The 15080-nt window shown below is 64.5% G+C and carries 11 protein-coding genes and 2 riboswitches; of the genes, 6 read left to right on the top strand and 5 right to left on the bottom strand.

Translation table 11 applies throughout. From position 1 onward, the window contains the following. Positions 1-13 precede the first annotated feature (13 nt). Together AB6809_RS25660 and AB6809_RS25655 are read left to right on the top strand one after the other, a co-directional pair. Complete coding sequence (locus tag AB6809_RS25660) at positions 14-2533, top strand: CHASE2 domain-containing protein (protein WP_371027417.1); 2520 nt, start codon at positions 14-16, stop codon at positions 2531-2533. Beyond that, positions 2523-3188: a DUF4136 domain-containing protein gene (locus tag AB6809_RS25655; protein ID WP_310031806.1), complete on the top strand. Its 666-nt coding sequence runs from the start codon at positions 2523-2525 to the stop codon at positions 3186-3188. The genes AB6809_RS25660 and AB6809_RS25655 overlap by 11 nt, the downstream gene beginning before the upstream one ends. A 14-nt stretch (positions 3189-3202) precedes the next feature. Here the strand turns inward: AB6809_RS25655 and bluB are convergent, their stop codons facing one another. The 5 genes from bluB to cobA are packed head-to-tail and all read right to left on the bottom strand — an operon-like array spanning position 3203 to position 6884. After that, on the bottom strand, positions 3203-3850 hold the full coding sequence (gene bluB, locus AB6809_RS25650; protein ID WP_310031804.1) for a 5,6-dimethylbenzimidazole synthase: 648 nt from the start codon (positions 3848-3850) through the stop codon (positions 3203-3205). Then, positions 3834-5132 carry a cobyrinate a,c-diamide synthase gene (locus AB6809_RS25645; protein WP_310031801.1) on the bottom strand — a complete coding sequence of 433 codons (1299 nt, stop codon included), beginning with the start codon at positions 5130-5132 and terminating at the stop codon, positions 3834-3836. Before AB6809_RS25645 ends, bluB begins: the two co-directional genes overlap by 17 nt. 2 nt (positions 5133-5134) lie before the next feature. Continuing rightward, positions 5135-5737, bottom strand: a complete 603-nt coding sequence (gene cobO / locus AB6809_RS25640) for a cob(I)yrinic acid a,c-diamide adenosyltransferase (protein ID WP_310031799.1) — start codon at positions 5735-5737, stop codon at positions 5135-5137. Next, positions 5734-6165 carry a cobalamin biosynthesis protein gene (locus AB6809_RS25635; protein WP_006050289.1) on the bottom strand — a complete coding sequence of 144 codons (432 nt, stop codon included), beginning with the start codon at positions 6163-6165 and terminating at the stop codon, positions 5734-5736. Before AB6809_RS25635 ends, cobO begins: the two co-directional genes overlap by 4 nt. Beyond that, on the bottom strand, positions 6162-6884 hold the full coding sequence (gene cobA, locus AB6809_RS25630) for a uroporphyrinogen-III C-methyltransferase (RefSeq protein WP_310031796.1): 723 nt from the start codon (positions 6882-6884) through the stop codon (positions 6162-6164). Before cobA ends, AB6809_RS25635 begins: the two co-directional genes overlap by 4 nt. Before the next feature lie 203 nt (positions 6885-7087). Then, a riboswitch (cobalamin riboswitch) is annotated at positions 7088-7332 on the bottom strand. 69 nt (positions 7333-7401) lie between these two features. Then, positions 7402-7683, top strand: a riboswitch (cobalamin riboswitch). 165 nt (positions 7684-7848) lie between these two features. On the opposite strand from cobA, the gene cobW reads away from it, so the two are divergent. The 4 genes from cobW (at position 7849) to AB6809_RS25610 (ending at position 14619) form a co-directional block, all read left to right on the top strand. Beyond that, complete coding sequence (gene cobW / locus AB6809_RS25625; protein WP_310031795.1) at positions 7849-8958, top strand: cobalamin biosynthesis protein CobW; 1110 nt, start codon at positions 7849-7851, stop codon at positions 8956-8958. A 14-nt stretch (positions 8959-8972) separates the two neighbouring features. Then, positions 8973-12776: a cobaltochelatase subunit CobN gene (cobN, locus tag AB6809_RS25620; RefSeq protein ID WP_310031793.1), complete on the top strand. Its 3804-nt coding sequence runs from the start codon at positions 8973-8975 to the stop codon at positions 12774-12776. Further along, positions 12773-13921, top strand: coding sequence for an ATP-binding protein (locus tag AB6809_RS25615; protein WP_310031790.1), 1149 nt, complete (start codon positions 12773-12775; stop codon positions 13919-13921). The genes cobN and AB6809_RS25615 overlap by 4 nt, the downstream gene beginning before the upstream one ends. Positions 13922-14019: 98 nt before the next feature. Continuing rightward, a complete protein-coding gene (locus tag AB6809_RS25610) occupies positions 14020-14619 on the top strand; it encodes a VWA domain-containing protein (protein WP_310035240.1) in 600 nt (199 codons plus the stop codon). Positions 14620-15080 lie beyond the last annotated feature (461 nt).

Here is a 15080-nt window from a genome sequence, read left to right as displayed (position 1 = left end):
CTACGCGCACGCCTTGCTGAACACATCTACGCGCCTGAGCCTCGACCCGCGCGCCCGTCTCGGACGGCGCGCGGGTCGGCGTTTTCTGATCGAATGGGCGGCGATCGGAAGTCTCGGCCTCATCGTGATCCTGCTCTGTTCGCTCGGACGCATGAGCGCGAGCGTCGATCACCTGGTGTACGACCACTTGCTGAGCTGGCGCGCGCGGCCGGTGCTGCCCGATATCGTCGTCCTCGAAATCGACAATGAAAGCGTCGCGCAACTCGGTCGCTGGCCGTGGCCGCGCAGCGTTCATGCAAAGCTGCTCGAGCAGATCGCGAGAGCGAAGCCTGCCGCCGTCGTCTACGACGTGCTCTTCACAGAACCCAATGCCGACGATGCCGCGCTTGCCCGCGCGATCGCGCTGAGTCCGACTTATCTGCCGGTGCTGCTCGAAGATGCGGGGCGCGACGCGCCGCGCGTGGTCGTCGAGCCCGTTGCGCCGCTTGCGCGCGCCGCGGCCGGCCTCGGGCATATCAACCTCGAGGTGGACAGCGACGGCATCGTGCGCAGCGTCGCCCAGTTCGAAGGCGACGCCGACGCGCGCTGGCCGCAATTGATGGTGACGGTCGCAAGGGCGGCGCAGCGGGGCACGTTTGTGCTGAATCCGCAGCCGGTGAACCAGGCGAGCGCAGCGCGCGGCGACGCAAGCAACGACGCAAACCACGACGCATCCACCGACGGCCGCTTCCTCATCCCATTCAGCCGCAACGCGCAGCGCTACACGAAGCTGAGCTTCGCGAGCGTGCTTGCCGGCGACGTCCCCGTGGATAAATTGCGTGGCCGCATCGTCGTAATCGGCGTGACCGCATCGGGCCTTTACGACCGGTTCGCGACGCCGGTGTCCGGCGAGCTCGGGCCGCTGCCTGGCGTCTACATTCATGCGAACGTGCTCGATACGCTGCTGACCGGTCGCCAGGTCCTGCCGGCCGCGCGATGGTTGCTGTTCGCGGTGTCGCTGGTCTCGCTTGCCGCGTTGCTGGCCGGTTTCCTCGTGCTGTCGCCGCGCCGCTCGTTGCTGCTCACGGGCGCGCTGTGCGTGATCGCGCTGACGGGCAGCGCCGTGCTGCTCTATGGCGCGCGGCTGTGGCTGTCGCCGGTGCCGGCAATCATCGGCGTGGTGGTGGTTTATCCGATCTGGAACTGGCGGCGCCTGGAAATGACGATGGCCTATCTGCGCAAGGAACTGCAGCGCCTCGCCGACGAACCGCACTTGCTGCCGCAGACTCCGCAGACGCCGCAACGCCGCCGCGAATTCGGCGGCGACGTGCTGGAACAGCATATGGCGCTGATGGCGCAAGCCGCGCAACGCGTGCAGGACATGAAGCGCTTCGTGTGGGACAGCCTGAACAGCGTGCCCGAGCCGATCCTCGTCAGCGACGTGCGCGGCATCGTGCTGATCGCCAATCATGCCGCCAAGGCGCATTTCGCGCGGCTCGGCGCGCCCATGCCGGAAGGACGTGCGATGCAGGCCGTGCTCGGCGGGCTGACGCTCGTTAAAGCAATCGACAGCGGCGCGGCCTCCGACGCCGACCAGACGCTCTTCGCACGCGCACACTGGCCCGCGCTGCTCGATCCCGCGCGCAGCGAATTCGCCGCGCTGATGGCGCAGGGCGTCGAGGTGCGCGACGCCGACGAGCGCGATCATCTGCTGCGTTATGCAAACTGCACGAACGCGCAGGGCGAGACGACCGGCTGGATCGCGGGTCTCGTCGACGTGTCGGCGCTGCACGCAGCCGAGCGTCAACGCGAAGACGCGCTGCGGCTGCTGTCGCACGACATGCGTTCGCCGCAGGCATCGATTCTCGCGCTCGTCGAAATGGAGCGCGCACGCGAGACGCCGGCGCTCGCGCGCGGCGTGCTCGAGCGCATCGAACGTTATGCGCAACGCGCGCTGACACTCGCCGACGACTTCGTGCAACTCGCGCGCGCCGAATCGCAAACCTACATGCTGGAGCCGGTGAATCTCGCCGAGCTGATGATCGACGCGAGCGACGAAGTCTGGCCGCAGGCGCACGCGAAGCGCATCGCGCTCGATACCGGAACGGACAGCGCAACAGGCCGCAGCGGCCGCGACGAGAACGACAACGACGGCCACTGGATCTGCGCGGACCGTTCGCTAATGACACGCGCGCTCGTCAACATCCTGAACAACGCGGTCAAGTACAGTCCGCCGGATACGCGTATCGCCTGCGAGCTGTCGTATGTGAAGTCTGCCGGCGTGTCGTGCACGATCCGCGATGAGGGCTATGGCATTCCCGAGGAACAGCAGGCCGGTCTGTTCGAGCGCTTCAGGCGATTCCATGAAACCGAGCGGCCCGATGTGGGCGGCGCGGGGCTCGGCATGGCCTTCGTGAAGACAGTCGTCACCCGCCACGGCGGCGATGTCGAGGTCGTGAGCGCGCCTGGCCGCGGCACGGCGGTAACGATCCGCCTGCCGGCACTGGACGACGAACAATCGGAGTTGCCCACGAGGCCTCTTCATGGCGTGTGAGCATGCAACCTATCGAAGCGAGGAGAGAACGGTGAAAGCGGTGAAAGGGCTGAATGCGATCCTTATCGGCGCGCTGCTCACGGCGGCGACTCTCGCCGGCTGCACCGGCATGCACGCCGACGTGCATACCGCCACGCCTGCAACTGCATTGCCAGGCGAGCGGACCTATAGCTTCGCGCGCATGCCGACGCAGGGCGCGCAGGGTGCGCAGAGCGACCACGCGCAGATCGAAACCCAACTGCGAGACGAACTGGCGAAGCAGGGCTTTGCCGATACCGCGGACCGTCCCGCGCACTACGTGCTGTCAGTCGGATACGAAACGCGTCCCGCCGAAATTGGCGTGGATCGCAGCGACTGCACCGCCGGCGATTGCGGTCCGCAGAGCGGCGCACCGTTCTCGCTATTCGGGGCACGCGCGTATCGGCATACGCTGACGCTGCGTTTTTTCGAGCGCGCGAGCGGACGCGAGGTCTACAAAGTGAGCGCGGCCAGCACGGACCACGACGCCGATCCGCTGCGCGCGACGCCGTCGCTGATCAAGAGCGCGCTGGCTCAATTTCCCTTCGATGCACCGGCCGACTGGCGCGTCAAATTGCGCATGGATAAAGCGCGTGGCGTGCCGGATGTCGTGTCCGTCGAGCCGCTTAAAAAGTAACGCCGCTGCTGCGCTTAGAGGTTCTCAGGCCAGCGGTTTTCGAACACACAATCGGCGAGCGGCATGCGATCCGCCCAACGCTCGGTCTGCAGCATCGGCTCGCTATAGAACCGGTCGACGTGCCCAAGACACAGTATCGCGACCGGCCGCGCGCCTTCGGGCATATGCAGAAGCCGGCGCACCGTATCGACGTCGAAGAGCGACACCCAGCCCATGCCGAGGCCTTCCGCGCGCGCGGCGAGCCACATGTTCTGGATCGCGCACGCGACTGACGCGAGGTCCATCTCCGGCAACGTGCGCCGGCCGAAAACGTGCCGCTCGCGGCCGTCCATCAGCGCCATCACGAGCAGTTCGCCGCATTCGAGCATGCCTTCCACTTTCAGCTTCATGAACTCTTCGCGGCGTTTGCCGAGCGCGTCGGCGGTGGCAAGCCGTTCGCTTTCGACGGCCGCATGCAGCGCGGCGCGCAACGCGGGATCGGTGATGCGCGCGATCCGCCACGGCTGCATGAAGCCCACGCTCGGCGCGTGATGCGCGGCGTCGAGGAGACGCTGCAACACGGCGGCATCGACGGGATCGCGCACGAAATGGCGCATGTCGCGGCGTTCGTGGATCGCGCGATAGACCGCATCGCGGTCGGCGTCGTTAAAAGGCTTGGCCATTGAAGAGAGCGGCCGCGAAAGCCGGGTTGGAGGGCCAGTAAGCATGCATATAGGTGGCGACGATGGAGCCGGCGCGATATAGCGCCTCGCCGGGCGCATCGCCTTGAGGCCGCGTGGCCGAGCGCAGCGGCACTAACGCGGTGCTCACCTTCGAGTAGTGAAACGTGTGGCCGGTCATCGCGCCATGCACGCTGTCGATCTGCTGCATGCCGAGCGCGGTGAAACGCGTTTGCATCGTCGCGTGGCCGGGCAGCAGGCCAAGCATCGGCGTGCTGACGCCTTGCGTGTCGGTGAGTCGATCGAGCAGATACAGCATGCCGCCGCATTCGGCGACGAGCGGTTTGCCGTTTGCCACATGCGCGCGGACCGCAGCGGCGCTGCGCGTGTTGCCGCCGAGCGCCGCCGCGTGCAGTTCGGGGTAGCCGCCGGGCAGATACACAGCGTCCGTGCCCGCGGGCAACGGCTCGTCGGCGAGCGGCGAGAAGTATTGCACGCGCGCGCCGAGTGCTTGCAGCAGCGTGACGTTGGCCGGATAGATGAACGAGAACGCCGCGTCGCGCGCAATGGCGATCTGCTTGCCTTGCAGAAGCGGCGGCAGCGCGCGCGGCGTGGGCGCGCCGAATTCGACGGCGGGCGGCAGGTCGGCTAACGCCGTATCGGCGAGCGCATCGGCGGCGCGTTCGAGGCGCGCGTCGAGATCGTCGATTTCCGCCGCTTGATGCAAGCCGAGGTGACGGTCGGGCAATTCGATTTCATCGCTTGCTGCGAGGTGGCCGCACCAGCGCAGCGTCGGCGGCAACGCTTCTTGCAGCATCTGCGCGTGACGCGCGGAGCCGACGCGGTTAGCGAGCACGCCATGAAACGGCACGTGCGGCCTGAAATTTGCAAGCCCGAACGCGACCGCGCCGAAGGTCTGCGCCATCGCCTTCGCGGAAATGACGGCGAGCACGGGCACGCCGAACGCGCTCGCGAGATCCGCGCTGCTCGGTGTGCCGTCGAACAGACCCATCACGCCTTCGATCAGGATCAGATCGGCTTCGGCCGCAGCCTCGGCAAGCAGATTGCGGCACGCGTCCTGACCGACCATCCACAGATCGAGCGACAACACCGGCGCGCCGCTCGCGTGCGCCAGAATCATCGGATCGAGAAAGTCGGGCCCGGTCTTGAAGACACGCACGCGCCGCCCGAGCCGCCGATGGTAGCGCGCAAGACCCGCGGTGATCGTGGTCTTGCCCTGGCCCGACGCGGGCGCGCTGATGAAGAGCGCGGGGCAGGCGGACACGTTCAGAACTCCACGCCGCGCTGCGCTTTCACGCCTTGCTCGCGATATGGATGCTTGACGATGCGCATTTCGGTGACGAGGTCGGCGGCTTCGATCAGCGCGTCGGGCGCATGACGGCCTGTCACGACCACATGAAGCATCTCTGGACGCGCGGCGATGACGGACAGCACTTCGTCGAGCGGCAGGTACTCGTACTTGAGCACGGTGTTCAGCTCGTCGAGGATCACCATCTGATAGTCGCCGCTTTCGATCATCCGGCGCGCTTCGTCCCAGCCCTTGCGCGCGGTCGCGATGTCGGCGTCGCGGTCCTGCGTGTTCCAGGTGTAGCCGTCGCCCATCGTGACGAAATCGCAATTCGCAATCGCGCCGAGAAAGTCGCGCTCCGACGTATGCAGCGCGCCCTTGATGAACTGCACGACGCCAAGACGCATGCCGTGGCCGAGCACGCGCACGGCCATGCCGAACGCAGCGGTCGTCTTGCCTTTGCCGGTGCCGGTGTTGACGATCAGCAGACCCTTTTCGACGGTCGCGTTGGCCTGCTTCTTTTCGTGGCCTTCGCGCCGGCGTTCGGTCATGCGTTGATGCGATTCGGGATCGGTCTTCATGGAAGGTCCTGGTCAGTGAAGGTGGCGCTGCGCGGCAGCGCGTGTTCGGTCGATGCAATCGCCACAGTGACGCCCGCGTGAACGGTTTTGCGAGCGACGAGATAGGGCGTGTGAGCAGCAGCGTGGATCGACGCGCCAAGCAACGCACAAGGTTCGCAGACGCCGTCGACGCCGAGATGCTCGCGCGCCGCCGCCGACGGCTCGGCGACATGCAGCGCGGCAATCTGCTCGCGAGTGAAGAGTTGCAGCGGCAATTTGTGGCGCGCGCAGAACGCGAGCAAGCCGGGTTCTTGCGCTTTGGTTTCGATCGAGGCGACGGCCGCGATGTCTTCGAATGAATGCGAGCCGAGCGCTGCGCGCACAGCGTTTTCGATTTCTTCCGCCGACGTCTGCAAGCGGCAACCGATGCCCACGCTAAGCGTTTTCATCGGACATCCTTCGCCAGCGACGCCACGCCGCCGATCACCACGATCGCGGGCGAGCCGAGTCCCGCGCGCGCGACGGCATCGGCGAAATCACCGAGTGTGGCGAGCGCATGCCGCTGCTCGGGGCGCGTTGCGGATTCGATCGCGGCACACGGAGTCTGTGCCGACATGCCCGCTGCCAGCAACGCGCCGACGATGTCGTTCAGCCGCCGCATGCCCATATAGATCACGAGCGTCATGCGCGTGGCGGCGAGCGCGGCCCAATCCGGCTCGCTCGTGCCCGCGCCGTGGCCGGTCACGAACACCACGCCTTGCGCATGATCGCGGTGCGTGACCGGAATGCCGATGGCCGCCGGCGCCGCAATGCCGGCCGTGATGCCACTGACGATTTCGACGTCGACGCCCGCCGCATGCAGTGCCTGTTGCTCTTCGCCGCCTCTGCCGAACACGAAGGGATCGCCGCCCTTCAAACGCGCGACGCTGCGCCCTTCGTTCAGATGCGCGAGCATTTGCTCGACGATGCCGTGTTGCGGCGTCGACGGATGACCGCCGCGTTTGCCGACATACACGATGCGCGCATCGGCGCGCGCAAATTGCAGCACGTTGGGGTTCACCAGATCGTCGACGAGTATCACGTCGGCTTGCGCGAGCGCGCGGGTTGCCTTCAGCGTCATCAGTTCGACGTCGCCGGGGCCTGCGCCGATCAGCCATGCGCGTTTCATCGCGGCATGCGCCGCGTCGGCGCACATGCAATCATGCAGCGTCGACATACACGCAATGTGATGGAAATTGAAGTCATTCGAAACTGTGCATTCGCGCACGACAGCAAACGCGGATTGCAGACCGCTTCCCTAAGTCGTGCTTGAGCGCCTTCACATCCGTCCCTCGCGGATTCCGGCGGCCGGCGGCGTGACGTTAACAACGCACGGCCGCCTCCGCGTCTGGCCGGTATCCGGGCTGGCGGCCTCACGCGCTTTGCGTTCCCGCCCACATTCGTTCGAATGTGCTGGACAGTGGCACTGAAAACGCATGTGCGGCGCAAAAAATAATCGCGCCGCCGGTCGCTTACCGTTGCGGGGACAGCACAGGTTGAGCGCAAGCGCGCTGCCTGTTTCCCGTTTAACTGCACACGCGAGCGCATGTGCGGGCACCAGACGCGCGCATACGATAGCACACGGCAAGCCCGTCCGATAAGCGCGCCGGGCTTGCGTTTTCTTGACGGCGCAAGGCGCGCGGCCTACACTCGCACGCACTTCTGGTGCTCGTGTGCGCGCTCGTGCGCATGCAGTTAAACGGGAAACAGGGCGCCCGCCTCGCATGGATCGGGTCAACCTGTGCTGCCCCCGCAACGGTAAGCGAAAAGCGACGTCATGGCGGTTTGCATGGCGCCGCGGAGCCGGCTTCGATGTCCACGCGCAAGGCCGCGTCGGCATATCACCACTGGGCGAGAAATCACTCGTCCGGGAAGGGGAAGCGGCGCTTTCGCCAGCCCGGATACCGGCCGGAACACGAAGGGCGAACGCCGCGGGGAAGCGGCGCTGCGCTCATGACCTCATACCCGTATTCTGCGTTTCCCTGGTGTAGCGGCAAGGCCGTCGTGCGTTCCCGCGTTTTGCGATGCGACGTCATGCGCAAAGCGCGTGATTCGGCCGGCCAGCAGATGCAACTCTCACGGATGGACTCACCATGCAAGTTCAGATGCGCAAGATTCCCGTCACCATCGTCACGGGCTTTCTCGGCAGCGGCAAGACGACGTTGCTGCGGCACATTCTTCGGAACGCGGGCGGCAAGCGCATTGCGGTGATCGTCAACGAGTTCGGCGAGCTCGGCATAGACGGCGAAATCCTCAAAGGTTGCGGCATTGGTTGCGATGAAAACGGCGTCGAGACCGAAGGCCAATTGTATGAACTGGCCAACGGTTGCCTGTGCTGCACCGTCCAGGAAGAGTTCTTTCCGGTGATGGAAAAACTCGTCGAGCGCCGTGAGCAGATCGACCATGTGCTGATCGAAACCTCGGGGCTCGCGTTGCCCAAGCCGCTCGTGCAGGCGTTCAACTGGCCGCAGATCAAGAACAGTTTCACGGTGGATGCGGTGATTACTGTGGTCGATGGACCCGCTGCGGCAAGCGGTCAGTTCGCCGAAAACCCGCTTGCCGTCGACGCGCAACGCAAGGCCGATCCGAATCTCGACCACGAGTCGCCGCTGCACGAATTGTTCGAGGATCAGTTGTCGGCTGCGGATCTGGTGATTCTGAACAAGACCGATCTGCTCGACGAAGCAGGCCAGAACGCGGTCGAAGCCGTGATTCGCGCCGAAATTCCGCCGCAGGTGAAGATCGTGCGCGCCCATAAAGGCGCGCTCGATCTGCATGCGTTGTTCGGGCTTGAAGCGGCGTCGGAGGAAACCATTCACTTGCGCCACGATCACCACGGTTCGGCCGACGACGCCGATCATCATCACGATGAGTTCGATTCGGTGGTCGTGAATGCAAAGGCACAGTCGCGTGAAGCGGTGATCGCCGCGCTGCAAGGACTCGTGGAAAACAACACGATTTATCGCGTGAAGGGTTTCGCGGCGTTGCCGGGCGCGCCGATGCGGCTCGTCGTTCAAGGCGTGGGCCGGCGCTTTGATAGTTATTTCGATCGACGCTGGCAGCAAGGTGAACTGGAAGAACTACGCGAAGGCGCCGAAAGCCGCTTCGTGCTGATCGGTGAAGACCTCCACCAGGCTGCGCTACAACGCGCATTCGACGCCGCGCTCGGCGTCGCAGCCGCTGTCGCCGCGCAACAGACGTAAGCGGGTATAGACACATGCATCTGCTGCGCACCACGCCGGGCGGTTTCGTCGACGATACGCAAGGCGTGATCCGCATTGATCAGCGGCCCGCGGACATCGTCATTCTGAGTTCCGCGGATACGACGCTGTCGTTGCTCGCGAGCGTGTTTCCCCGTCTCGGCGACGGCTTTCCGAGCGTGCGCCTCGCGAATGTCACGTATCTGCGGCAGCCGGCCTCCGTGGACTTTTACGTCGAAGACGTGTTGCAACATGCGCGCGTCGTCGTGGTCGATCATCTTGGCGGCGAGGCGTATTGGCCGTACGGCATCGAGCAGGTGGTCGCGCTTGCGGAGCGCAAACAGCAGACGCTCGCGATGTTTTCCGGCGATCTGCAGGAAGATCCGAACCTGCTCGCGCGCAGCACCGCCGATGCCGATCTCTGCCATCAACTGTGGCGCTATCTGCGCGAAGGCGGGCCGCAGAACGCCGAGGCGTTCCTGCGCTGCATCGCGCATCGCGCGCTTGGGTGGGGCCGCGAACCGGCGCCGCCGCGCGCGTTGCCAGCCGCGTCGCTCTACCATCCCGCATGCGATACGCCGACTATCGCCGACTGGCAGGCGCGCTGGCAGCATGCCGCGCCTGTTGCCGCGATTCTGTTCTACAAGGCGCATCTTCAGGCGGCCAATACCGCGGTGTTCGACGCGCTGATCGACGCGCTCGAATCAGAAGGCATGAACCCGCTGCCGATTGCGATCACGTCGCTGAAAGATGCGATGAGCCGCGAAGTCGTGCAGTCGTTGTGCGCGCAATATCATGCCGCGCTGGTGCTCAACACCACTGCGTTCGCCGCGTCTGCGATCGACGATCCGGAGCCGCTCGCGCTCGCAGGCGATGCGCCGGTGCTGCAAGTGATCCTGAGCGGCGGCAATCGCGACGACTGGGTGAAGGACAACCAGGGTCTCAATTCGCGCGACATCGCGATGCATATCGCGCTGCCGGAAGTGGACGGCCGCATCATCACGCGCGCGATCAGTTTCAAGGGACTCGCCTATCGTTGTCCGCATACGGAAGTCGACGTGGTCCGCTATCAGCCGGATCTCGAGCGCGTGCGTTTTCTCGCTGAACTGAGCCGCCGCTGGTGCCGGCTGCGTTCGCTCGACAACGCCGAGAAGAAGCTCGCGCTGATTCTCGCGAACTATCCGATGAGCGAGGGACGCATCGGCAATGGCGTCGGGCTCGACACGCCGGCGTCGGTGGTCGGCATTCTGTCGATGCTGCGCGACGAAGGTTATCGCGTGGCCGACGTGCCAGAAAACGGCGACGCGCTGCTGAAGAAGCTGACCGAAGGCGTGACGAACGATCCCGTCGTGCGCGATCTGCGGCCCGCTTTGCAAAGCTTCGCGCTTGGCGACTACCTCGCGTATTTCAACGCGCTGCCTGCTCAGACGCGCGATGCGCTGAATGCGCGCTGGGGCTCGCCGGACCAGGACCCGACCGTGCGGCGCGGCCGTTTCATGATTTCGGGCTGGCGCTGCGGCCATGTGTTCGTCGGCATTCAGCCGTCGCGTTCACGTGATCAGGGCGATTACGCGAGCTATCACGACGCCGAACTGGTGCCCCCGCATGCGTACCTGGCGTTCTATTTCTGGCTGCGTCATCAGTTCGGCATCGACGCAATCGTGCATGTCGGCAAGCATGGCAACCTGGAATGGCTGCCGGGCAAGAGCGTCGCGTTGAGCGATACCTGTTGGCCCGATCTGATTCTCGGGCCGATGCCGCATCTGTATCCGTTCATCGTCAACGATCCGGGCGAGGGCAGCCAGGCGAAACGCCGTGCGCAGGCGGTGATCGTCGATCACCTGATGCCGCCGCTCACGCGCGCGGAAAGCTATGGGCCGCTGCAGGATCTCGAGCGCCAGGTCGATGAATACTATGAAGCATTGATGGTCGATCCGCGCCGCTCGAAGCTGTTGCGGCGCACGATTCTCGCGACCATCGTAGAACACAGGCTGCATGAAGAACTGAGCCTGTCGGCGCCGAAGGGCGAGGACGATGAAGATGTGCTGCTGACCCGCGTCGATGCGTGGCTCTGCGAATTGAAAGAGGCGCAGATTCGCGATGGGTTGCACACGTTCGGTCAATCGCCGCACGGCGTGCAACGGCGCGATACGTTGCTCGCGCTGGGGCGCTTTCCCGTCGGTGATGGGCAAGGCCGCAACGCAGGTTTGATCGATGCGTTGGCGCGCGATCTGAACATCGATCGGTTCTTCGATCCGTTGTCTGTCGATTGGTCGGCGGCATGGACGGGTCCGCGCCCCGATGTTCTGCAACGCGTGAGCGACGCGCCGTGGCGGCATTGCGGCGATACGCGCGAGCGTCTCGAACTGCTCGCAGCCGACATGCTGCGTGCAATGTGCAAGGAGCAAGGCGACGCTTCAAACGCTTTCGCCGAAGTCAGCCTGCCGCAAGCATCACGCGTACTCGAACGTTTGCGCAACGACGTGCTGCCGCGGCTCGACGCATGCGGCGCGCAGGAGATGCTGCATCTGAAGCGCGGTCTCGAAGGGCGTTTCGTGCCGCCGGGGCCGAGCGGTTCGCCATCGCGTGGCCGGCCCGATGTGCTTCCCACAGGGCGCAACTTTTATTCGGTCGACACGCGCGCGGTTCCCACGCAAGCGGCCTGGTCGCTCGGGCTCAAGTCGGCTCAGCAATTGATCGAGCGGCATCTGCAGGAACACGGCGATTATCCGCGCGCGATCGGTCTTTCCGTATGGGGCACCGCGACCATGCGTACCGGCGGCGACGACATCGCGCAGGCGCTTGCGCTGCTCGGGGTGCGGCCGAAGTGGGCGCCGGGCAGCCATCGCGTGACCGACTTCGAGATCATGCCGATCGAAGCGTTCGACCGTCCGCGTATCGACGTCACGTTGCGCGTGTCCGGTTTTTTCCGCGACGCTTTCGCCAACGTGATGCACCTCTTCGATGCGGCAGTGCAGGCCGTCGCCGAACTCGACGAACCCGCGGAGCTCAATCCGATTCGCGCGCGTGTTCTGCGTGAACGCGATGCGTTGATCGCGCGCGGCATGGACGCCGCCGAAGCGCGCAAGCGCGCCGGCTGGCGCGTGTTCAGCGCGCGGCCCGGCGCGTATGGTGCGGGCTTGCAGGACATGATCGACTCGCAGCAATGGCAGACCGACGCGGACCTCGCGAATGCTTACCAGGCGTGGGGCGGTTATGCGTACACGCAGAAAAGTGCGGGCGAAGAGGCGCGTCATGCGTTCGGCGCACGCCTCGCTGCAATGGATGTCGTCTTGCAGAATCAGGACAACCGCGAACACGATCTGCTGGATTCCAACGACTACTATCAGTTTCAGGGCGGCATGGTGGCGGCCGTGCGGCATCTCGCGGGCAATCAGCCGAGTGTCTATCACGCCGATCACAGCAATCCGGCCGCGCCGCGCGTTCGCACGCTTCATGAGGAAATCGCGCGCGTGATCCGCTCGCGCGTGGTCAACCCTAAATGGATCGACGGTGTGAAGCGCCACGGTTATAAGGGCGCTTCCGAAATCGCGGCTACTGTCGATTATCTCTACGGCTATGACGCGACCGCGCGCGTGGTCGCGGATCATCAATATGCGCTCGTCGCCGATGCTTATCTGAACGATCGCGACACGCGCGAGTTCTTGCAACAGCACAATCCGCATGCGCTGCATTCGATTTGCGAGCGTCTGCTCGAAGCGATGCAGCGCGGTTTGTGGCAGACGCCTGGCGACTATCGCGCGCAGGTCGAACAGCATCTGCTCGCGAGCGAACAGCAGATCGAAGGAATGCAATCATGAATGCAGCCACGAATGCAGCCACGAATGCAGCCACGAATGCAGCCACGAATGCAGCCACACACGATGCACGCGAAGGCGCGCCGCAGAAAAGGCCCGCGTTTCCGTTTGCCGCGTTGATCGGACAGCCTGCGTTGCAGCAGGCATTGCTGCTCGCGGCGATCGATCCGGGCATCGGTGGCGTGCTGGTCAGCGGGCCGCGCGGCACGGCGAAATCGACGGCCGCGCGTGCGCTCGCCGAGTTGCTGCCGGAAGGGCAACTCGTGAACCTGCCGCTCGGCGCAAGCGAGGATCGTCTGATCGGCACGCTCGATATTGAAACGGTGCTGCGCGACGGCTCTGTGCGCTTCTCGCCTGGGCTGCTCGCGAAGGCGCATCGCGGCGTGCTGTATGTGGACGAAGTGAATCTGCTGCCCGATGCGCTCGTCGATGCGTTGCTCGATGCGGCGGCGAGCGGCGTGAATACCGTCGAACGCGATGGCGTATCGCATAGTCATGAGGCGAGCTTCGTGCTGATCGGCACGATGAATCCTGAAGAGGGCGAGTTGCGGCCGCAATTGATCGACCGTTTTGGCCTGATGGTGGAGTTGCAAAACTGTTTCGAGCCGCGCGTGCGTGAGCAGATCGTGAAGGCACGGCTCGCGTTCGACCTGGATGCTGCTGGTTTTCGTGCGGCTTATGCGCAAGAGCAGGCGCAGTACGTCGAGCGGATTCATGCGGCGCGCGAGGCGCTGCCGCAGCTTTCTTTCGACGATGCAGTTCACGCGCGGGTCAGTACGCTGTGTATCGACGCTGCCGTGGACGGCTTGCGCGCCGATCTCGTGATGCTTCGCGGGGCGCGTGCGCTCGCAGCGTTCGAACTCGCGGATGCGGTGACGCCGCAGCATGTGGAGCGCGTTGCCGATGCGGTGCTGATGCATCGGCGGCGTGAGCGGGGAGCGTCGTCTGCGAGTAGTGCGCGGGATAGCGAGACGGAGTCCTCGCGTGATTCGCAGCGGGGCTCGACTGCGCATTCGTCTTCGTCTTCCTCTTCACCTTCGCCAGACGAGGCCGCTCGCGGCGAAGGCGATTGGGGTTATCTGCCACCGCAGCCGGCCGCGACGACGCACGTCAAAGGCGTTATCCCGCTCAACGTAAAAAAACGCTGAGCCATCGGAAGGGCGCCGCCGCTGAGCTTGACAGCGGTTTTCGATGGCGGCAAAAGGCGGATGCGGTCTTGCGTTCGCGTGGCGATGCGCGTCTTGAGATGCGTGGTAATTCGAGCCGGCGTATCGCATGGCCGCAGACATTCGCCGCGATGGGGAGACAACGGCGGCGCGCGCTGAGTGCCGAAGATCTGCGCTTCATGCGTGATGTACCGCGCGGCGGTGTGCTGCATTGCTTCGTGCTGGACTGTTCGGGCTCGATGCTGGCCGGAGAGCGTCTCGCGCTTGCCAAGGGTTTGCTGATTGCGCTGTTCGACCGCGCGAGCGCGATGCGTGCGGAAGCTGCGCTGGTCTGCTTCGGCGGAGCGGGCGCGGATTTGCGTTTCGGTCCCGCCGTGCCGCGATGGTGGAACGAGCGATGGCTCGAGCCGGTCGGCGGTGGTGGAGGTACGCCGTTCGCAGCGGGCGTTCAGTGCGCCACGCAACTGCTCGAGCGCAGCGCGCGGCGCAAGCCCGCGCAGCAGCGCTGGGTGTGGATACTCACCGATGGACGCACAACAGATGAGGCGGCACGGCCTCCTCACGCGGACGAGATCGTATTCGTCGACTTCGAGCAGGGCACGATACGGCTTGGCCGCTGCGAGAGACTGGCTACCGCCTGGGGCGCGCGGCACCTGACGCCGGAAGAACTGATCGGCTGAAGGGCGAGAAGATCTGCCGACGACCAGGCTGCTATTCAGTGACAAATATTTTCATTGGATAACTAACTATTCTATTCGCCGGAGAAGAGTGCGGCTTGTTGCCGCTTTTTCTTGCACTTCTGAACTTTTCGAAAATAATTGCAGAGAAGGGGTTGACGGGGTGCGGACCGCATCGCATAATTCGCCTCCCGTTTGATGACGGACGCGAAGAAAGCAGAGCTTCTGAGCGAATGATCTTTAAAAACTAACAGCCGATAAGTGTGGGCGCTTGATGCGCGACGCGCGCCGGGTTGCGGGGTTTAACTCCGGAATCTGGCGGTAAAGCGAAAGTATCAAGTCTCACACAGTAATGAAAGGAAGGTTTGGTCATCGAAAGATGGTTAGACACTTCGTCAGTACGTTGAGTGAGCGACCGGGTTCGAAAGAGCCCGAAAACAGTAACAGGTTTGAACTGAAGAGTT

Origin of the sequence: Paraburkholderia sp. RCC_158 (assembly GCF_041355255.1) — a bacterium.
GTDB classification, from domain to species: Bacteria; Pseudomonadota; Gammaproteobacteria; order Burkholderiales; family Burkholderiaceae; genus Paraburkholderia; species Paraburkholderia graminis.
The sequence above is the reverse complement of the archived record's forward strand: the minus strand, read 5'-3'. Positions and strand labels throughout refer to the sequence as shown.